Annotated in this window: 20 protein-coding genes; 8 read left to right on the top strand and 12 right to left on the bottom strand. The window is 67.0% G+C overall.

Annotation, left to right across the window (positions count from 1 at the left end; all coding sequences use genetic code 11):
* Positions 1 to 6: 6 nt before the first annotated feature.
* Positions 7 to 693: an HAD family hydrolase gene (locus tag WC729_RS27205; protein WP_372857768.1), complete on the top strand. Its 687-nt coding sequence runs from the start codon at positions 7 to 9 to the stop codon at positions 691 to 693.
* Positions 694 to 697: 4 nt separating this feature from the next.
* On the opposite strand, the gene WC729_RS27200 is transcribed toward WC729_RS27205, so the two are convergent.
* The 3 genes from WC729_RS27200 to WC729_RS27190 all read right to left on the bottom strand — a co-directional run bounded on the left by WC729_RS27200 (position 698) and on the right by WC729_RS27190 (position 6,420).
* The gene (locus WC729_RS27200; RefSeq protein ID WP_372857764.1) at positions 698 to 1,963 is read right to left on the bottom strand and encodes a DUF445 domain-containing protein; all 1,266 of its coding nucleotides are present in this window, start codon (positions 1,961 to 1,963) and stop codon (positions 698 to 700) included.
* A 90-nt stretch (positions 1,964 to 2,053) separates the two neighbouring features.
* The gene (locus WC729_RS27195; protein WP_372857762.1) at positions 2,054 to 5,224 is read right to left on the bottom strand and encodes an efflux RND transporter permease subunit; all 3,171 of its coding nucleotides are present in this window, start codon (positions 5,222 to 5,224) and stop codon (positions 2,054 to 2,056) included.
* A 5-nt stretch (positions 5,225 to 5,229) separates the two neighbouring features.
* On the bottom strand, positions 5,230 to 6,420 hold the full coding sequence (locus WC729_RS27190; RefSeq protein ID WP_372857761.1) for an efflux RND transporter periplasmic adaptor subunit: 1,191 nt from the start codon (positions 6,418 to 6,420) through the stop codon (positions 5,230 to 5,232).
* 237 nt (positions 6,421 to 6,657) lie between these two features.
* On the opposite strand from WC729_RS27190, the gene WC729_RS27185 reads away from it, so the two are divergent.
* Together WC729_RS27185 and WC729_RS27180 are read left to right on the top strand one after the other, a co-directional pair.
* Positions 6,658 to 6,924: a GlsB/YeaQ/YmgE family stress response membrane protein gene (locus tag WC729_RS27185; RefSeq protein ID WP_372857760.1), complete on the top strand. Its 267-nt coding sequence runs from the start codon at positions 6,658 to 6,660 to the stop codon at positions 6,922 to 6,924.
* Positions 6,925 to 7,014: 90 nt separating this feature from the next.
* Positions 7,015 to 7,740, top strand: a complete 726-nt coding sequence (locus WC729_RS27180; RefSeq protein WP_372857758.1) for an SIMPL domain-containing protein — start codon at positions 7,015 to 7,017, stop codon at positions 7,738 to 7,740.
* A gap of 54 nt (positions 7,741 to 7,794) precedes the next feature.
* On the opposite strand, the gene WC729_RS27175 is transcribed toward WC729_RS27180, so the two are convergent.
* The 3 genes from WC729_RS27175 to WC729_RS27165 all read right to left on the bottom strand — a co-directional run bounded on the left by WC729_RS27175 (position 7,795) and on the right by WC729_RS27165 (position 8,846).
* Positions 7,795 to 8,046, bottom strand: coding sequence for a GlsB/YeaQ/YmgE family stress response membrane protein (locus WC729_RS27175; protein WP_372857840.1), 252 nt, complete (start codon positions 8,044 to 8,046; stop codon positions 7,795 to 7,797).
* A 170-nt stretch (positions 8,047 to 8,216) separates the two neighbouring features.
* Positions 8,217 to 8,516, bottom strand: coding sequence for a DUF1153 domain-containing protein (locus WC729_RS27170; RefSeq protein WP_272624352.1), 300 nt, complete (start codon positions 8,514 to 8,516; stop codon positions 8,217 to 8,219).
* Between the two features lie 75 nt (positions 8,517 to 8,591).
* Positions 8,592 to 8,846: a hypothetical protein gene (locus WC729_RS27165; protein ID WP_372857757.1), complete on the bottom strand. Its 255-nt coding sequence runs from the start codon at positions 8,844 to 8,846 to the stop codon at positions 8,592 to 8,594.
* 139 nt (positions 8,847 to 8,985) lie between these two features.
* Here WC729_RS27165 and mnmA point away from each other — a divergent pair, with 139 nt between their 5' ends.
* Positions 8,986 to 10,098, top strand: coding sequence for a tRNA 2-thiouridine(34) synthase MnmA (mnmA, locus tag WC729_RS27160; protein WP_372857839.1), 1,113 nt, complete (start codon positions 8,986 to 8,988; stop codon positions 10,096 to 10,098).
* Positions 10,099 to 10,224: 126 nt separating this feature from the next.
* Here the strand turns inward: mnmA and WC729_RS27155 are convergent, their stop codons facing one another.
* Complete coding sequence (locus WC729_RS27155; protein ID WP_372857756.1) at positions 10,225 to 10,563, bottom strand: hypothetical protein; 339 nt, start codon at positions 10,561 to 10,563, stop codon at positions 10,225 to 10,227.
* 25 nt (positions 10,564 to 10,588) lie between these two features.
* Between WC729_RS27155 and WC729_RS27150 the strand changes: the two genes are divergently transcribed.
* On the top strand, positions 10,589 to 11,707 hold the full coding sequence (locus WC729_RS27150) for a serine hydrolase domain-containing protein (RefSeq protein WP_372857755.1): 1,119 nt from the start codon (positions 10,589 to 10,591) through the stop codon (positions 11,705 to 11,707).
* Positions 11,704 to 12,156 (top strand): hypothetical protein, encoded by a 453-nt coding sequence (locus tag WC729_RS27145; protein WP_372857754.1) that lies wholly within the window; start codon positions 11,704 to 11,706, stop codon positions 12,154 to 12,156. Before WC729_RS27150 ends, WC729_RS27145 begins: the two co-directional genes overlap by 4 nt.
* A gap of 282 nt (positions 12,157 to 12,438) precedes the next feature.
* Here the strand turns inward: WC729_RS27145 and WC729_RS27140 are convergent, their stop codons facing one another.
* Complete coding sequence (locus WC729_RS27140) at positions 12,439 to 14,127, bottom strand: GMC oxidoreductase (RefSeq protein WP_372857753.1); 1,689 nt, start codon at positions 14,125 to 14,127, stop codon at positions 12,439 to 12,441.
* A 22-nt stretch (positions 14,128 to 14,149) separates the two neighbouring features.
* Entirely contained in the window at positions 14,150 to 14,713 is a 564-nt protein-coding gene (locus WC729_RS27135) for a gluconate 2-dehydrogenase subunit 3 family protein (protein WP_372857751.1), read from the bottom strand.
* Between the two features lie 136 nt (positions 14,714 to 14,849).
* On the opposite strand from WC729_RS27135, the gene WC729_RS27130 reads away from it, so the two are divergent.
* Together WC729_RS27130 and WC729_RS27125 are read left to right on the top strand one after the other, a co-directional pair.
* Positions 14,850 to 15,614: a ThuA domain-containing protein gene (locus tag WC729_RS27130; RefSeq protein WP_372857750.1), complete on the top strand. Its 765-nt coding sequence runs from the start codon at positions 14,850 to 14,852 to the stop codon at positions 15,612 to 15,614.
* A gap of 97 nt (positions 15,615 to 15,711) precedes the next feature.
* Positions 15,712 to 16,098 (top strand): endonuclease domain-containing protein, encoded by a 387-nt coding sequence (locus WC729_RS27125; RefSeq protein ID WP_372857748.1) that lies wholly within the window; start codon positions 15,712 to 15,714, stop codon positions 16,096 to 16,098.
* A gap of 119 nt (positions 16,099 to 16,217) precedes the next feature.
* Here the strand turns inward: WC729_RS27125 and WC729_RS27120 are convergent, their stop codons facing one another.
* The 3 genes from WC729_RS27120 to WC729_RS27110 are packed head-to-tail and all read right to left on the bottom strand — an operon-like array spanning position 16,218 to position 19,314.
* A complete protein-coding gene (locus WC729_RS27120) occupies positions 16,218 to 17,264 on the bottom strand; it encodes a sugar phosphate isomerase/epimerase family protein (RefSeq protein ID WP_372857747.1) in 1,047 nt (348 codons plus the stop codon).
* The gene (locus WC729_RS27115; RefSeq protein ID WP_372857746.1) at positions 17,261 to 18,412 is read right to left on the bottom strand and encodes a Gfo/Idh/MocA family protein; all 1,152 of its coding nucleotides are present in this window, start codon (positions 18,410 to 18,412) and stop codon (positions 17,261 to 17,263) included. The genes WC729_RS27120 and WC729_RS27115 overlap by 4 nt, the downstream gene beginning before the upstream one ends.
* Positions 18,409 to 19,314 (bottom strand): sugar phosphate isomerase/epimerase family protein, encoded by a 906-nt coding sequence (locus WC729_RS27110; protein WP_372857745.1) that lies wholly within the window; start codon positions 19,312 to 19,314, stop codon positions 18,409 to 18,411. The genes WC729_RS27115 and WC729_RS27110 overlap by 4 nt, the downstream gene beginning before the upstream one ends.
* Positions 19,315 to 19,349: the final 35 nt, after the last annotated feature.

Raw genomic sequence — 19,349 nt, 5'->3', positions numbered from 1 at the left:
GAGGCGATGCCGATACCCGCCCCGCACAAGCTTGCCATCTACGACATGGACAAGACGATCACGCACGCGCCGACCTGGACGTCGTTCCTCATCCGGACGGCGCGGCATCAGGCCCCGTGGCGGCTGGCCCTGCTGCCGCTCGCCGGCGCGGCGACCGGCGCCTATGCGGTGAAGGCAATCGATCGCGCGCGGCTGAAACAGGTCACGCAACGCCTGCTGCTCGGCCACAGGATGCGCGATATCGACGCCAGGCGGGCCGCGGAGCGGTTCGCTGATTCGGTCGTTGCCTCTGGCATCTTCGCCGGCGCCCGCGCGCAGATCGCCGCGGACAAGGCGGCGGGATATCGGCTGGTGATGGCGACGGCCTCCTACCGCTTTTATGCCAGCGCGATCGCCGAGCGGCTTGGCTTTGACGACGTCATCGGCACCGAGGTGGAGCAAGTCGGGGACCGGCTGCACGCACGGATCGCGGGCGAGAATTGCTACGGCCCCGCCAAGCTCCGCATGATCCAGGCCTGGATGGCGGCGAACAGCATCGACCGGGCCGATGCGGCGATCCGTTTCTATTCCGATCACGTGTCCGACGCGCCCGTGCTCGACTGGGCCGACGAGGCGTTCGCGGTCAACGCGCACGGGCCGCTGCGGGCGCTCGCCCGGGAAAAGGGCTGGCCGATCGTCGACTGGGAGCGATAGCGGTTCACAGCAGCACGTCGATGCTGTGGATGATCAGGCCCACCAGCCCGCCGACCAGGGTGCCGTTGACCCGGATATATTGCAGGTCCTTGCCGACGGCATTCTCCAGCCGCCGCGTGATCGTGCGGGCATCCCAGCCGCGCACCGTCTCGGAGACGAGGCGGACGATGCCGTCGCCATAATCGGCGGCCATGCCGACCGCGGTGCGGCGGACGAAGCGGTTGATCGTCGCGCGCAGCATCTCGTCCGTTTGCAGCGTGTCGCCCAATTGGCGCAACGCTTCGCCGAGCTGGCCGGTCAGCGCTGCGTCGGGATCGCGGGCGATCCGCAACATGCCGGCACGCGCGCTTTCCCACAGGCCGTCGAGCCAGCGCTGCATCGCCGGGTTTTCGATGATCTCGGCCTTCAGCGCCTCGACCCGCACCCGCATCTTCTCGTCATGCTGCAGGTCATGGGCGAGCGCGGCGAGGCCTTCTTCGGCCTTGGCCCGCAGCGGGTGGTCCGAATCCTCGGCCATGTCGTGGAGGAGGTTGTCGAGACCGTCGATGATCTTGTTGGCAAGTGTCTCGTCCAGCCCGGTCCAGCGCATCACCGATCCGGCGCGGTCGTGCACCATCGCGCGGATCATATGCTCGTTCGCCGACAGCACCTTGGCCGCCCAGCGGACGATGCCGTCGAGCAAGGGCGCGTGCCGCCCCTCGGCGATCGCCGCGGTCAGCGCCTGGCCAAGCAGGGGCGACATATCGAGCGCGCGCAGGCGCTGGCCGATCGTGGTCTTGACCATGCCGCCCAGCCGTTGCTGGTCGAACGCCTCGAGCATGTTGGCGGCGAGACGCGAGGCACCTTTGCGCAGCCGGCCCTGGGTGCCGGCAGGGCTCGCGAGCCAGCGGCCGGCCGCGCCAGCGACGTCGAGTTGGCGCATGCGGCGCGCGACGACGCCGGGCACGAGGAAATTGTCGCGCAGAAAGGCAGCGAGCGTCTCGCCGATGCGATCCTTGTTGCGCGGGATGATCGCGGTGTGCGGGATCGGCAGGCCGAGCGGATGGCGGAACAAAGCGGTGACGGCGAACCAGTCGGCCAGGCCGCCGACCATCGCTGCTTCGGCAAAGGCCCGGATGAAACCGATGGCGGGATGGACGGGGCCGATGGCGCGGGCAGCGAGGAAGGTTGCCGCCATCAGCACGAGCAGCCCGGTCGCGATCCAGCGCATCCGGCGCAAGCCCGCGGGGATGGGTTCCCCGTTCCGAGGTGCGCGGGCGAGCAGCTTCATGTCCGAAACAATCCCCGAAACCCGGGATTGTTCAAGTGGAGAGTCGATTTGGCATCCGGCCCCGACGCATCACGGGGCCGGACGGACGCCTCATTCCGCGGGCTGGGGTTCGTCGTCACCGGAACGGTGCACGATCGTTGCCGGCTTCGGCCCGATCCGGTGCGGGCCCGGATCATGGTCGATCACCGGCCGGCCATCGTCGCCCGGACGATAGGTGAGCAGGCGGCGGCCGAGCTTCGGCCCGATCCAGCGCTCGATGCCCACTGCCAGGCTGAAGCTCGCCGGAACGATCAGCAGGGTCAGCACGGTCGAGAGTATGAGCCCGCCGATCACGACGATGCCCATCGGCGCACGCCAGGATCCGTCGCCGCTCAGCGACAGGGCGGTCGGCACCATGCCGGCGACCATCGCCACCGTGGTCATGACGATCGGCTGGGCGCGCTTGTGGCCCGAATCGATGATCGCGACCACGGTGTCGACACCCTTGCCCATTTCCTCCAGCGCGAAGTCGATCAGCAGGATCGAGTTCTTGGCGACGATGCCGAGCAGCATCAGGATGCCGATATAGACCGGCATCGACACAGGATTACCCGTCACCAGCAGCCCGAGCAGGCCGCCGAGCGGCGCCACCAGCAGCGAGAGCATGTTGACGAAGGGCGGCAGCAGGCGGCGGTACAGCAGCACCAGCACCGCGAAGACCAGGAAGATGCCCGCCACCACCGCGACGATGAAGTTCTTGATCATCTCCGCCTGCCATTTGGCCTGGCCAAGCGTCAGCTCGCTGATCCCGACCGGCAGGTTCTTCATCGCGGGCAGGTCGTGGATCTGCTTCATCGCTTCGCTGGAAACGATCTGCTTGCCGTTCTTGTCGTTGCCGCGGTCAGCGCCGATCGTGATCTGGCGCTGCTGCGCGACGCGGTCGATCTTGGTCGGGCCGGCACCGAAGCCGATCTCGGCGACGAGGCTGAGCGGGACCGAGCTGCCGGTCGAGGTCTGCACCGGCAGGTTCTGGATCGTCGACAGCCGCTGGCGCGCATTCTGGTCGAGCGCGACGCGGATCGGGATCTGACGATCGGACAGCGAGAATTTCGCGCTGTTCTGGTCGATGTCGCCGAGCGTCGCGATGCGGATCGCCGAGGACAGGGCCTGAGTCGTCACGCCGAGATTGGCGGCCAGGTCCATGCGCGGCGAGATGACGATCTCGGGCCGCTTCAGGTCGCCGGTGATGCGCGGCGCGACGAGCGAGGGCAGCTTGCCCATCTGCTCGACGATCTTCACCGCCGTCGCGGTCAGCAGCACGGGATCGTCGCCGCCGAGCGTGATGGTCAGGTCGCGGCCGCTACCGCCCCAGCCATTGTTCGACCGGAACGAGACCCGGGCATCGGGGATCTTCGCCAGCTCCGGTGCGAGCGATCGCTCGAACTCGGTGCTCTTCATCGTCTTCTTCTCTTTGAAGATGGCGGTGACGCGGCCGTTGCCGACAAAGGCGCGCGAATAGACCGATTCGACGTCGGGCTGCTTCTGCATGAAATCGGCGACGCGCCGCACGACAAGCCTGGTCTCGTCGAGCGTGGTGCCGGGCACCATCTCCACGTTCACGGTACTGGCGTCCTGGTCCTGGTCGGGCTGGAAGGTCATCGGCAAGGTGCCGAACAGCACGATGGTGAGCGCGAAGGAGACGACGCCGCCGACGACCGCTGACCAGCGATGCCGCAGCGTCCATTTCAGCGTGGACATGTACATGTCCATCAGGCGGCCTTCGCCATGCTTGGCCTGGCCGTGCGCCTTCAGGAAATAGGCGGCGATCATCGGCGTCACGAGACGCGCGACGGCCAGGCTCATCAGCACCGAGACGACGACGGTCAGGCCGAAATTCTTGAAGAACTGGCCCGAGACGCCCGGCATCAGGCCGACCGGCAGGAACACCGCGACGATCGACATGGTGGTGGCGAGCACCGCGAGACCAATCTCGTCGGCGGCGTCGATCGATGCCTGATAGGCCGTCTTGCCCATGCGCATATGCCTGACGATGTTCTCGATCTCCACGATCGCATCGTCGACCAGCACACCCGCCACCAGGCTGAGCGCGAGCAGAGTCATCTGGTTCAGGTTGAAGCCGAGCAGGTCCATGAACCAGAAGGTCGGAATCGCCGACAGCGGGATGGCGAGCGCCGAGATGATCGTCGAGCGCCAGTCACGCAGGAACAGGAACACGACGAGCACGGCGAGCACCGCGCCCTCGACCATGGCCTCCATCGCCGAATGATATTGCTGCTCGGCATATTTCACTTCGTTGAAGATCAGCTGGAAATGGACCTTCGGGTTGCGCTTCTCGAGCGCGGCCAGCTTCTCCTTGGCGCCCTTGTAGACCGACACGTCCGACGCGCCCTTGGAGCGCTGGAAGTCGAAGCTCAGCACCTGGCGGCCGTTCATCTCCGAGGCGGAGCGCTGCTCGGCATAGAGATCGCGGACCTGGGCGATGTCCGCCAGCTTGACCGTGCGCCCGCCGCCGACGGCGATCTGGGTCTGGCCGAGATCATAGGCGTTCTTGGCATTGCCGAGCACGCGGACCGACTGTTCCGACCCGGCGATCTCGGCGCGGCCGCCTGCGGCGTTGAGGTTCACCTGGCGCAGCTGCTGGTTGACCTGGCTCGCGGTCAGGCCCTGCGACTGGAGCTTGGCGGGATCGAGGATGATGCGGATCTCGCGGTCCACGCCGCCATTGCGGCTGACCGTCGCCATGCCGGGAACCGCCAGCAGTTCCTTCGCGACATTGTTGTCGATGTACCAGCTCAGCTGCTCGATCGTCATGTCGGTGCCGACCGCGGCATAGCTGGCGAGGTCGTCGCCCGACGTGTTGGCGCGCGACACCTGCGGCTCGAGGATGCCGTCGGGCAGATCGGACCGGATCTGCTGGACGGCGCTGCGCACGTCCTCGACCGCGCGGTCGATCGGCGTGCCGATGTTGAGCTGGACGACCGTCACCGAGCTGCCTTCGGTCACCGTCGAGTTGATCTCGTCGATGCCCTGCAGGCTGCGGACCGCGGATTCGACCTTCTGGGTGACCTGGTTCTCCAGCTCGGTCGGCGCCGCGCCCGGCTGGCTGATCTGGACGATCACCACCGGGAAATCGATGTCAGGGTTGTTGTTCACCTCCATCGTGCTGAAGCTGACGATGCCGGCGACCGTCAGCATGAAGAACAGCACGATCGACGGAACGGGGTTCCGGATCGACCAGGCGGAGATGTTGCGAAAGCTCATGGCGGTCAGCCTTGCGTTTTCTGGAGGACGGGCTTGATCTTCTGTCCGGCGTTGAGGAACGCTCCTGCCGAAAGCACGACACGCTCGGTGCCGGCCAGGCCTTCGGCGATCGCGACGCCGTTGTCGGAAACCTCACCGAGCTTCACCGCGCGCCGGACGACCTTGTTGCCGTCGCCGACGACATAGACGAAATTGCCCTTCGTGTCGCTCTGGATCGCCGAGTTGGGCAGCTGCGGCAAGTCGGTCGAGCCGCGGCGGATCGTCGCCGAGGCGAAACCGCCGGGCTTGAGCGCCGGGTTGTAGCTGAGCGCGATACGCGCGATGCCCTGGCGGGTCTGCGGGTCGATGACCGGCGAAACCTGCCAGACCTCGCCCGAAAAGGCGGTATCGCCACCGACGGGTACGACCTGCGCACTCACACCGAGGGGAAGGCCGACAAGATCGGCTTCGCTCAGCTGCGCGCGCATTTCCATCTCGCCACCCTTGGCCATGCGGAACAGCGTGCCGGAGCCGGAGCTGATCACCATGCCCGGCTCGACGCTGCGAGTCAGCACCAGGCCGGCGGCCGGCGCGCGGATGTCCAGGCGACCGGTGCGGGCATTCTGCTCGGCGAGCTGCGCCTGGGCGACGCGGACGCGCGCCACTGCGGCGTCGCGGGTGGCGGCCTTGCGCTCGAGATCGGCCTTGGAGATGAAGCCGCGATTGACCAGCGCCTGGGCGCGGTCGAGCTCGGACTGGGCGATCGCCGCGTCCGAGCGTGCGACATTGACCTGCGCCGCGAGGGAGGCGCCGGTCTGGGTTTGCACGGCACGGTCGACCGTTGCGAGCACCTGGCCTGCGCCGACCCACTGGCCGGGCTCGACCAGCACGCGCGTGACCATGCCGCCTTCGCCGGCGACGCCGATCGGCATCTCGCGGCGCGCGGCGAGCGATCCCGTTGCCGAGATGATTCGTGCCGAGGCCTGGCGACCCGGAATCGCGACCGAGACGGTCGGCAGTTGCTCGGTCTTGCCGCCGCCGGCGGCGGCAGTGGCCGCGCCGTCCTTCTTGCCGCCCGACATGGCGAAATAGGCGCCGATGACGATGAGGACCGCCAGGATGGCCGCGCCGATGATCCACCAACGGCGATTCGACCGACCCTCGCCCGGCAAGGCAAGGTGATCGTCAGAACCGAAGGTCGGCTGCCCGTAATTCATGTGCGTCACTTTCCCCGTCCCGCCCAGGTGGCGTCGTCGTTATCGTTGGACTGTATTATAGAAATAAGTCACCGACCTCAAGGGGTCGTTTTCCGCGAGAGCGCCCATGGCCGTTTCGGGCCATTTTCGCAAGCCCGGCGCCCCTGCGTGGTAAAGAAACTGTTGCATCTCGGCAGCATGAGAGCGACGTTCGCCGCGGCGCCGCGTCAGCGTGCCGCAATCTAGGGGAGTGAAGCGATGCTTTTGCACAACAGCTTCTTGGGCTGGATTCTGATCGGCCTGGTGGCCGGCATTCTTGGCAGGATTATCATGCCCGGCAAGGATCCGGGCGGGTTCATCGTCACCATCCTGATCGGCATCGCGGGCGCCTTGCTCGCCGGGTATCTCTCCCCGATGATGGGGCTGCATATCGAGGCGGGGTGGCAGAGTTATGCCGCGGCCACGGTCGGCGCGATCGTTCTGCTCGCGCTCTACCGCGTGGTGATGACTCGCCGGGTGCGCTGACCCGCCGGCCCGTTCAGCTTAGGTTGGCCCGCGTCGCCGCATGAAGGGCGCGCGGGCCAATCGGCTCGGTCTGATACGGGAGTTCTATTGATGCGTTACCTAGCGACCGCCGTGGCGCTCGCCGCCCTGCCGCTTACCCTGTCGCCCGCCGTGGCACAGGTGACCCCGACCATCGTCGCCGATGGCGCGATCCTCGACGTGACCGCCCAGGGCGAGACGACCCGCGTGCCCGACGTGGCGACGATTCGCGCCGGGGTAGTGACTCAGGGCGCCACCGCTGCGGCCGCGCTGGCCGAGAATGCCAAGCGCATGGCAGGCGTACTCGAGGCGCTGAAGCGCGCCGGCGTCGCCCCGCGCGACAACCGCACGGCGAGCGTGTCGCTCAGCCCGCAATATCGCTACACCGACGGCCAGCCGCCGGTCGTGACCGGCTATCAGGCGAGCAACAGCGTTGCGATCCGCTTCCGCGACATCGCCAAGGCGGGCGCGATCCTCGATGCGCTGGTGACGGAAGGCGCGAATCAGATCGACGGCCCAACCCTGTCGATCGACCAGCCCGAGGCAGCGCTCGACGAGGCCCGCGCCGATGCGGTGAAGCGTGCCCGTACCCGCGCCGAACTCTACGCGCGCGCCGCAGGCCTTTCCGTCTCGCGGATTCTGTCGATCTCCGAGGCGGGCCAGAATGACGGCAGCACGCCGCAGCCGATCATGTTCAACAACCGCGCGATGGCCGCCGGCATGGACGCCTCGACCCGAGTCGTGCCCGGCGAGACCGAGGTAACGGTCTCGGTGAACGTGCGGTTCCTGCTCAAATAACGAAACGGGCCGCCCGGTTGCCCGGGCGGCCCGTCTTTTGCGCTGGCCTGGTGCTTAGCGGACGCTGCCGCGGCGGACCAGGTTGACGATCGCGAGCAGGATGATCGCGCCGATCAGCGAATAGACGAAGGTCGTGATGGTGATGACCTGGTTGATGCCGCCTCCGAAGAGGAAGGATGCGATCACCGAACCAATGATGCCGACCACGACGTTCAGGATAACGCCCTGTTGCCCGTCGGTGCGCATGACCATGCTGGCAAGCCAGCCCACGACGCCACCAACTACGAGCCAAACAATAAGACCCACCATGTTTCCCTCCGTTGTTCCCGGCTAGTCCGGGTTCGGACTGGAAAGACTCACGACCGCTTGCATTTGTTCCGCGTGCGTTTCGCTCGATTGAACGACAACGCCCCCGCAACCATCCCGAAAGGATGGCGGCGAGGGCGCGGATCTTCAGCCGTGCTGAAGCGGCGGCGTCAGTATTTCTGCTGGCGCTCGTACAGCGAACGATAATGCTGGATGCGCGTCACGCGCAGGCCCGGCATGCCCGAACGGTCGATCGCGCGCTGCCAGCCGGCGAATTCCTCGACGGTCAGGCCATAACGGTCGCACACTTCGTCGACCGACAGCAGCCCGCCATTCACGGCTGCCACCACTTCGGCCTTGCGGCGCACGACCCACCGGGTCGTCTCGGGCGGGGGCAGCGTGTCCAGGGTCAGCGGCTCGCCGAGCGGGCCGATGACTTTGGCGGGGCGTATCTTCTGGTTTTCGATCATTCTCAACCTCGATCGGGGCGGGGGGCCCCCTCTCTACTTCTACAACGTCATTACACGGGCGGACTTGAACACCGGCTAAAGCGGCTCGGTAAACGCCGGGTTCATTCCTTCCTGTTCCCTGCTCAGCATTGCGGCGACCTGAAGGTTAAACGCGCCGTGTTCCGGCGCGAACCAGCTGCGATGGCTGAACGCCGGCACCAGATGGGCGTGGCGCATCGCGGTCGGGCTCGCGGCCTGGCGCGCGGCGATCCCCACCATCAATACCGCCAGATCAGGCGGAAGGACGGTGACGCTGGCGTCAGCTTCGAACCGGGAAAAACTAAGATCCATAGCGCCCTTTCCGGCGTCAGAGACTCGATCGAGACTGATCTACGGCAAGGGTCTGAACTTCCGGTAAAGCTCGTCTAAAGGCCTTGGAAAGGCGCGCGGCTTTGCATCGCGGGCCGTGCGCGCCTATCTGCGCCGCATGATGACTAAGGGCGATTTTCAGCTGGGGCCGGACCTGACCGGCAAGCGCATCGTCGTCGCGATGTCGGGCGGCGTGGACAGCTCGGTGGTCGCGGCGCTTGCGGCGCGCAGCGGCGCCGAGACGATCGGAGTGACGCTCCAGCTCTACGATCATGGCGAGGCGGTGGGCCGCGCCGGTAGCTGCTGCGCCGGCCGCGACATCCGCGACGCGCGCGCGGTGTGCGACCGGCTGGGCATCGCGCATTATGTGTTCGATCATGAATCGAGCTTTCGCGACCAGGTGATCGACGGCTTCGCCGATGAATATCTGCGCGGCCGCACGCCGATTCCCTGCGTCCGCTGCAATATGGGGCCGAAATTCACCGATCTGTTCCAGGTCGCGCGCGATCTCGGCGCGGATTGCCTGGCGACCGGCCATTATGTCCGCCGGGTCGAAGGCCCGGCGGGCGCCGAGCTGCACCGCGCGGTCGATCCGGCGCGGGACCAGAGCTATTTCCTGTTCGCGACGACGCAGGACCAGCTCGACTATCTGCGCTTCCCGCTGGGTGGGCTGCCCAAGACAAGGGTGCGCGAGCTGGCGGCGGAGCTGGGGCTGGGCGTCGCGGCCAAGCCCGACAGCCAGGACATCTGCTTCGTGCCCGACGGCGACTACGCCTCGCTGGTCAAGAAGCTGCGGCCCGAGGCCGATACCAGCGGCGAGATCGTCGACGAGGGCGGCCGCACCTTGGGGCGGCATCGCGGGCTGATCCACTTCACCGTGGGGCAGCGGCGCGGGCTCGAGATCGGCGGGACGCCCGAGCCGCTCTATGTCGTGCGGCTCGAGCCGGAGAGCCGCCGCGTGGTGGTCGGCCCGAAGACCGCGCTGGCGGTCGAGGGGGCGCGGCTTTCCGAGATCAACTGGATCGGCGGCGACCATCAGGGGCCGCTGACCGCCAAGGTGCGCTCGCTGGCCAAGCCGGTGCCGGCGCGGCTGATCGGCGACCGGGTGGTGTTCGACGCGCCCGAATATGGCGTCGCGCCGGGGCAGGCGGCGGTGCTGTATGCCGGGGAGCGGGTGCTCGGCGGTGGGTGGATCGAGGAAACCGAGCGGGCGCGGGTGGCGGTGGCTGCTTAATCCTTCTCCCAGCGGGAGAAGGTGGCGCGTAGCGCCGGATGAGGGTGAGTAGGGAAGCAGACAATCACCCTCACCCTCCCACCGCTGCGCGGCGGGCCCCTCCCTCTCCCGATGGGAGAGGGGTTTTTAGCGCAGCTTGAGCGGCGTGCCTTTGAACGGCTCGGACTGGCAGCCGAGCACCGGATCATACGTCGCCGAACGGCTGGCGATCAGCGGGACATAGGCCGTCACCGTCTTCGTCGCGGGATCGTCCGAGAGGCGGATCGCTTCCATGCCGGGTTCGAAATCGGCGCGGCAGCTCTTCAGGTCGCGGTTGCCGATATAGCGGCAGGCACAGGCGACGCGGGCGGCATAGCCGGTGCCGAGCTGGAGTTGCGGCGTGAGCGAGCGGGCGTAGAGGAACGCGGCGGCGAGCAGCGCCACCACCACCACTCCCAGACCGACCGCGATGCGCCTTGCCTTCATGGGCGTGCACCCTATCGTGGCGGCGATGCTGCGCAAGGCCGCCTTTCTCGCTATGGTGCCCGTCCTCCTGGCGAGCACCGATGCGCCGCCCTCGCTCGCGACAACCTTCAGCTTTACCGCCTGCCCCGGTGCCGACCTTTCAAAGTCGATGGGACCGATCCAGTTGTTGTTCTCCGCTCACCCCGAAACGCGCGCCGTGCTGGTGACCGCTAACGGGTGTCCGGCGTACAAGGCCTATGCGTCGGACTATTCCGATGCGAACCGCTTCATCAGCTGGTCGATGGCGAAGACGGTGACCGGCATGCTGGTCGGCGCGCTGGTGACCGACGGCCGGCTCAAGCTCGACGCGCCGGCGCCGATCGCGGAGTGGCACAAACCCGGCGATCCGCGTGCCGCGATCACCTTGCGCCACCTGCTCCAGATGTCGTCCGGCCTCCAGCATATCGAGGTGGGCGATCCGGTCGAGAAATCGGATACCAACCAGACCCTGTTCGTCAGCCACACCGCGGCGATGGCGGCGGCGGCGATCGACCATCCGCTCGAGACCAAGCCGGGCACCAAGTTCCGCTACAGCTCGCTCACCAGCATCACCCTTGCCGAGATCGTGTCGCGGACGCTGACCGACAGCCGCGATCCGCGGGTTCGGGCGAAGGCCTATAGCGAGTTCGCCCAGTCCAGGCTGTTCCGGCCCGCGGGGATTACCAGCGCGGTGCTCGAGTTCGACGGGGCCGGCACCCAGATCGGCGGATCGATCATGCACATGACGCTCGACGATTGGGGCCGGATCGGCGGCCTGCTACTCGACGGCAAGGCAGCCGACGGGCGGCAGGTGGTCGATCCGGCCTGGCTCAACTTCATGAAGACGCCCTCGCCGACCAATGCCGAATATGGTGCCCAGACCTGGCTCAACCGGCCGGGCGGGGCCGAGGGCAAGGCGACCCTGTTCCCCGGCAAGGGCCCGGCAAGCGCCGTCGCGGCGGATGGGCATCTCGGCCAGCTGGTGATCGCCAGCCCGGAGAGCGGGCCGGGGCGCGGGATCGTCGTCGTGCGGCTGGGCAATACGCCGGACAAGCGCAACGCTGCGCTGATGCAGACGCTCGGCGATGCCGTGGCCGGCTTCGACCGGCCGGGAGGGATGCCATGATCGGGACGATGCTGGTTGCGATGGCGCTGCAGGCTGCGGCGCCATCGACGGAAGCCGAACTGCTCGGCCGGCGGCTGGCCGATGCGGGGACGCTCGCGGTGCTGGTGCCGCTGATCACCGCGAAGGAGACCGAGGAGCTGGTCGCGGCGCACAAGGAACTGAGCGAGGACGAAAAGGCCGAGCTGCGCGCGACGGCCAAGGCGGTCGCTGCGCGGGAAACCGGCCGGCTGCTCGACGCCGAGGGCCATGCCTATGCCGCGGCGCTGTCGGTTGTGGACCTGCGCGCGCTGGTCGCGGCGGCCGAAACCAGCGCGGCCGTCCGTCAGCGCGCCGCAATGCCAGGCGTGATCGCCGCGACGATGACATCGATCGGCAAGCTCGACTTCAAGGGCGACGTGCTCAAGCTGTTCTGCGCGAACACGGGCAAGGCCTGCGTCCCGATCGAGTAGGATTCTCCAACAAAGGGGCGGATTCGCGCGTTCTTTTTTCTTTCCGCTGTTATGTTGGATTTTCCGGCCCGAATTCCTGCCCGTTTCCAAAGGCTTGCCAGGCCTTTTCCCTGTTACCGGATAACAGCGGAAAACAGCGGTACATTTGCGCGAAAATACCGCTGTTTTTCCGCTGACGACGTCCGGAAATCGTCCAACAGAATCGACAATAAGAAAGAGCGGTCCCGGCCGATGCCCGAACCGCGCCGCGCTGCCACGGCCGGGCCGCGATGTGAATCGACGTCAGGCCTTGCCGGCGCGCAGGAACTCCACCGCATGGTGCGCGCCGCGCGCCGACATCGCCATATAGGTGAGCGAGGGGTTCTGGCAGCCGGACGAGGCCATGCACGATCCGTCGGTGATGAACAGGTTCGGCACGTCATGCGCCTGGTTATAGCCGTTGAGCACGGAGGTCTTCGGGTCCTTGCCCATGCGCGCGCTACCCATTTCATGGATGCCGAGGCCGAGCCCGCCATAATGCTCGCGCTGGGTGATGTCGGTGCAGCCGGCCAGCTCGAGCATCGCCCGGGCATCGGCGTTGCACTGGTCGATCATCTTCAGGTCCTGCGCCCCGAGCGCCACATCGATATGCGGGATGGGGATGCCCCATTTGTCGGTGCGGGTCGGGTGAAGCGTGACGCGGTTTTCGGGCCGCGGCAGCATCTCGCCGAATCCGCTGAGATTGAGCGACCATGGCCCCGGCTTGCGCAGCTTGGCCTTCAGCGCGGCGCCGGTGCCGGGCTCGCTTATGCCGCGCTGCCAGCTGGGGCGCAGCCCGCGCCCCTGGAAGCCGAAGCCGCGGGTATAGCCGTCGCCCGGCTCGGTCACGTTGCGATAGCGCGGGACGTAGAAGCCGTTGGGGCGGCGGCCATGATGATAGATGTCGTCGAAGCCGGGATAGGTGCCGGTCGCGCCCATGCCGCTGATATGGTCGGTCAGGTTGCGCCCGACCATGTCGGAACGGTTGGCGAGGCCGGTCGGAAAGGCCTCCGAGGTCGAGGTCAGCAGGATCTGCGCCGTGCCGATGGTCGAGGCGCAGAGGAAGACCAGCTTCGCCTCATAGACTTTGCCCACCTTCGTATTCCGGTCGATCACGCGTACGCCCGATGCCTTGCCGGTCCTGGGGTCGTAGACGATGCTGTGCGCGATCGCGTCGGTGACGATGGTGAGGTTGCCGGTGTTCTTCGCCGCCGGCAAGGTCGCGCTGAGGCTGGAGAAATAGGCGCCGTAGGAACAGCCGCGTTCGCACAGCGAGCGGTATTGGCAGGCGCCGCGACCGAGCGCCTCATGCTCCGGCGTCGGCGCCGTGAGATGGGCGCAGCGGCCGGTGATCAGCCGGCGGGTGGGAAAGGCCGCCTGGATCTTGCGGCCGAATTCCGCCTCGACCGGGGTCAGCGCCATGGGCGGGAGATATTTGCCGTCGGGGAGCTGCGACAATCCTTCGGTCGAGCCCGAGATGCCGGCAAAAATCTCCACATGGTCGTACCATTTCGCCATGTCGGCATAGCGGATCGGCCAGTCGGTGCCGAAGCCGTCCTTCGCGTTCGATTCAAAATCCATCTCGCTCAGGCGATAGGATTGCCGCGCCCACATCAGCGAGCGGCCGCCGAGATGATAGCCGCGGATCCAGTAGAAGGGCTTGTCCTCGGGCGTCGAATAGGGGTGGTCGCTGTCCTTCGCCCAGAAATGCTTGTTGGCGGTGGAAAAGGCATAGCATTTGCTCTGCACTTCATAATCCGCCTCGATCTCGGACTCCGAGACCTGGCCGTAATTGTCGAGCTCCCAGGGCGAGAGCGAGTCGGTGTAATCGCTGCCATGCTCGATATGCTGGCCGCGTTCGATCACCAGCGTCTTGAGCCCGCGTTCGGTGAGCTCCTTGGCGGCCCAGCCGCCGCTCATGCCCGATCCGATGACGATCGCGTCGAAGCTCATACTCGTCCCCCGATGGTCATGCTCAGCCGGCCCAGGCGCGGGTGTCGGGGCCCATCTTCACGTTCGGCTCCCACGCACCGGGCACCAATTCGTAGCGAAGCTCCTGCGTCGCGCCGCTTTCCGAGAAATAATAGCCGGTCAGGGCGAGGTTCCTGAAACGATGCCAGGCCGGGTCGTCGGCGGCGAAGGCGGCGGTATCGAAAGCGGCGAGCCGGGCGTCGCGCTCGGCCGCGGTGAGCGCCGCGAACCCTTTGCCGGTTGCCGCGCGGGCCTCGCTGTCGATTCGCGCCAGTACAGTGCGGAAGCCGGCGGCGGTGGCGGGCGCTGCCCAGTTGGTCATCATCGCATCGATGAAGGCGGGCACGCCCGCTTCGAGCGCGCCCGGCGTGTCGGTGCGCGGGATGAAGGCGGCGCAGACCGAGTCGAGCACGGCACGTTCGGCGGGCATGAAGAAGGCCCTGGTGGGAGCGGTCGCAAAGGCGATGTCGGGCAGGCCGGCCAGGGTGCCGCCGACGAGCAGGATCGCGCTCCGCAGGAGCGCGCGGCGATCCAGCGCAGCGTCGTCGAGCCCGGGGCTGTCGACCATTTCATCATCCTCTCATCGCACAGGGCGCTTGTGCGCCTCCCGCTTGCACGCCAGACTGCCGGGCGGGGCTGACCTTGTCCAGCCTATAGCGTTACCGGTACCAAGCAAAGAGCGCGGACCGTGGGGAGGATCGACGATGAGACACTTGCTTCGCCTGCTGGCGATCCTCCTCGGCACGCTGACTCTGGTCGGCGGGGGTGCCGGCGCAAGTGCCGCTGGGGCGAAAGAAGCGCCGCGCGTCCTGATCTTCACTTACTCGACCGGCTATCGCCATGCCTCGATCGAGCCGGGCGTGGTCGCGCTGCAGGCGATGGGCAAGAAGATGGGCGTGACCATGGTCACGAGCGCTGACCCGGCGGTTTTCAGCACCGAGGGGCTGAAGGGGGTTCAGGCGATCATCCTGATCAGCAACACCAGCAAGAAAACCGATCCGACCTCGGAATGGCTCACCGGCAGCAAGCGCGACGCGTTGCAGGCCTTCGTCCATCGCGGCGGCGGGATCGTCGGCATCCACGCGGCGGCGGATTCGCATTACAACTGGCCCTGGTACGGCCGGATGATCGGCGGCTATTTTCAGCGCCATCCCAAGGGCACGCCCGAGGGGACTGTGACGGTGGTCGACCCGAAGCATCCGGTGATGAAGGGCCTCGCGCCGGTCAGCCGGCATGTCGACGAATGGTATTATTATGAGGATTACGACCCGCGGCTTCACCTGCTGGCGACGGTCGACCCGGGCTCGCTCGGCGAGGCGGACGTGAACCCCAATCCGGTGGCGTGGGTGCATGAGTTCGAGGGCGGACGGGTGTTCTACACCGCGATGGGGCACACCGACGAATCGTACCGGGACCCGTGGTTCCTGCGGCAGCTGGAGAATGGGCTGAACTGGGTTTTGCGGCGGTAGGAGCCTTCTCCCCTCCCTGAAAGGGAGGGGTCGGGGGTGGGTAGGCGAGCGAAGCTCGCCGTTCTACGCTGGCCCCATGCGACGCATTCCGAGAGTGATGGTCGACCGGGCACGGTCGTTGCGGCGCGAGGCGACAGAGGCCGAGCGGGCACTCTGGCGACTGTTGTCACGTTACCGCCCTTCTTTCACGCGGCAATTGGTGATTGACCGTTACATCGTCGATCTGGCGTGTCGCGCCGCGAAACTGGCGGTCGAGTTCGACGGCGGGCAGCATCATGAGCAGGTGGCTTATGATGCGGAGCGGACGGCGGTGCTCGAGGGGCTTGGGTGGAAAGTCATTCGCCTGTGGAACAGCGATGTTCTGGCCAATCCGGAGGGCGCCGCCGAATATATTCTGTCGGAGGCCGCCGAGTGCCTCGGCGGTACCCACCCCCAACCCCTCCCTTCCAGGGAGGGGAGAGTCAGGAGGCCGCGTTTTGGCTAGGGGCGGAGCGATCTGGCTCGGTCGGTCATCAGCTTCGGGACGCGGCGCATGGGGTGAGCGTAGAGCGGCGAGCTTTGCTCGCCTACCCACCCCTAGCCCCTCCCTTTCAGGGAGGGGAATCAGTCAAGCCCCAGTATCCGTCGATTGCGGGCCGCATCCGGCGCGGCGCCGGCGAAGTCGTCGAACGCGCGGTCGGCCTTGCGGATCATATGCGCCTCGACGAACGGCGCGCCCTCGGCGGCGCCCTGTTCGGGGTGCTTGAAGCAGCATTCCCATTCGACCACTGCCCAGCCGGCATAGTCGTATTTGGTGAAGGCCGAGAAGATCGCGCCGAAATCGATCTGGCCGTCGCCCAGCGACCGGAAGCGGCCGGGGCGGTCGGCCCAGTCGGCATAGCCGCCATAGACGCCAGCGCGACCATTGGGGCGGAACTCGGCGTCCTTCACATGGAACATGCGGATCCGGTCGTGATACCGGTCGATGAAGTCGACATAGTCGAGCTGCTGCAGCAGGAAATGGCTGGGATCGTAGAGGATGTTGGCGCGGGGATGTTCGCCGACCGCGGTCAGGAAGCGTTCCCAGCTGATCCCGTCATGCAGGTCCTCGCCCGGATGGATCTCGAAGCACGCATCGACGCCATTCTCCTCGAAGACGTCAAGCAGGGGCAGCCAGCGCGTCGCCAGTTCCCTGAAGCCCTCTTCGACCAGCCCGGCGGGGCGTTGCGGCCAGGGATACATGGTGTGCCAGAGCAATGCGCCGGAGAAAGTGGCGTGCGCGTTCAGCCCGAGCCGGCGGCTGGCGCGGGCGGCCATGCGGACCTGTTCCCTGGCCCATTCGGTCCGCTCGGCCGGCTTGCCGTGCACTTCGGCAGGCGCAAAGGCATCGAACAATTCGTCATAGGCGGGGTGGACCGCGACGAGCTGGCCCTGGAGATGAGTCGACAGCTCGGTGATCGCGACCCCGGCCTCGGCGCAGAAACCGGCGACCTCGTCGCAATAATCCTGGCTTTCGGATGCCTGTTTCAGGTCGAACAGCCGCGCATCCCAGGTCGGGATCTGCACCCCGGCATAGCCGAGATCGGCCGCCCATTTGGCGATCGACCCGAGCGAATTATATGGCGCCGTGTCGCCGGCGAACTGCGCCAGGAAAATGGCGGGACCCTTCATGAATCGTCTCCAAGATCGGTCCAGGCGCCGCCGCCGGCGCTGCTGTCATGCGCGGCCTGGATGAACCGCATGCCCGCGACCCCGTCGGCGAGGCTGGCATAGCAGGGCAAGGCAGGCGCGTTGCCGCGTACCGCATCGGCGAAATCGCGATAGATATTGGCAAAGGCTTCGAGATAGCCCTCGGGATGGCCCGAGGGCACGCGCGTGACGCGCATCGCCGCCTCGCCCAGATAGGTGCGATCGACGCCGGGGGTCCAGATCTCCTCCGGCCCGCCGCGCCTTGCGACGCGCAGATGGTTGGGATGCTCCTGATGCCAGTGGATCCCCGCTTTTTCGCACCAGACCGATATCTCCAGCCCGTTCGAATCGCCGGTGCAGATCTGGCTGGCGACCAAGGTGCCGCGTCCGCCGCCCGAGAGGTGGAACATCGCCGCACCATCATCGTCGAGCAGCCGGCCCGGCACCGCCGCGCGCAGCTCGGCCGAGAGGCGGGTCATGCGCTCGCCGGTAAAATATTCGACCAGGTTGAAGGCGTGGGTGCCGATATCGCCGAACGCCCCGGCCAGGCCCGAGCGCGCCGGATCGATGCGCCATTCGGCCTGCTTGCCGACGGCGTCGCCGGCCGCAGCCAGCCACCCTTGGGTATAGCGCACCGCGACTCGCCGCACCGCGCCGAGGTCTCCCGCCGCCACGAGCGCGCGCGCCTGGCGCACCATCGGGTAGCCGAGATAGGTGTGGGTGACGCCGACCAGCCCACCGGTACGCGCGGCCGCTGCCTGGAAAGCGAGCGCGGCGTCGAGCGTGTCGGTCAGCGGCTTGTCGGTGAGCACCGGAAAGCCCGCTTCCAGCGCGGCGATGGCGACCGGCGCGTGGACATGATTAGGGGTGACGATCGAGATGAATTCGGCGCGCTCGTCCTCGGGCAGCGCCTTCTCGCCGTCGAACAGTGCCTGGTAGCTGGTATAGCTGCGGTCGGGCGCAATGCCTGCCGCGACGCCCGAGCGTTTCGCGCGCTCGGGATCGCTGCTCAGCGCGCCCGCGACCAGCCGGCAATTGCCGGCAATGGCGGCGGCAGTGCGGTGGACCGGGCCGATGAACGCGCCTTCGCCGCCGCCGACCATGGCGTATCTGACGGGACCGGCCGTCATGCGGCCAGCGTCTTCAGATAGGCCATGCTCTCGGCGATCGCGGCGAGCGGGGGCTGGACCCATGGCGGTTCCTGCTCGACGAACCAGCTCTTGATCGGCGCGGCTTTTGCGGCAGCGAAGACCGAGGGCCAGTCGATGCTGCCCTTGCCGACCGGCACGGTGGTCAGGTCGTCGGCGATCCGCCCGGGCTTGCGTTCCTTCGTCGCGATGTCCTTGACGTGGAGCAGCTCGATCCGCGCGCCATGCTCCTTCAGCACATGCGCCGGATCATGCCCGGCCGCAGCCGCCCAGCCGAGATCGAGTTCGAACGCGACCAGCGCGGGATCGGTATGCTCGAGCAATTCGTGGAACGCGACCTTGCCGTCATAAGCGAGGAATTCGGCCGGATGGTTGTGATAGGCGAAACGCATGCCGAGCGCCTTCGCCCGCCCGCCGATCTCGTTCATCCGCGCGGCGTTGCGACGCCAGTCGTCGAGCGTCATCGCCTCGGCGACGGCCTGGACCCAGGGGCGCTTCGGATCGAGCGCTTTGGTCGATGCAGGGGAAGAGGCGACGAAGAATTTGACGCCGACCTCGCGTGCGGCGGCGAGCTTGGTGTCGAACTCGTCCATCAGCTCGCGCATCGAATAATGGCAGGAGATGCAGTCGAGCCCCGCGGCGGCCACGCCCTTGCGGAAATCGGCCGGCGAGAGGCCGACCCAACCGGCGGCCTCGACCCGGTCATAGCCGATCGCCTTTACCGATTTCAGCGTGCCGGCGAAGTCCTTCGCCAGATCGTCCTTCACGGCCCAGAGCTGAAGCCCCGGCGGAAGCCCGAGCGGCATGGCGCGGGCATTGATGGGCAGAAAAGCGGTGGCAATGGCAGCGCCTGTGGCGCCGAGAAAAGTGCGGCGATCGAGCATCGGACCCCTCCTGAGGGAGAAGCGGGCTGGCGCCG

This window comes from Sphingomonas sp., from assembly GCF_041661825.1.
GTDB lineage: Bacteria > Pseudomonadota > Alphaproteobacteria > Sphingomonadales > Sphingomonadaceae > Sphingomonas.
The sequence above is the reverse complement of the archived record's forward strand: the minus strand, read 5'-3'. Positions and strand labels throughout refer to the sequence as shown.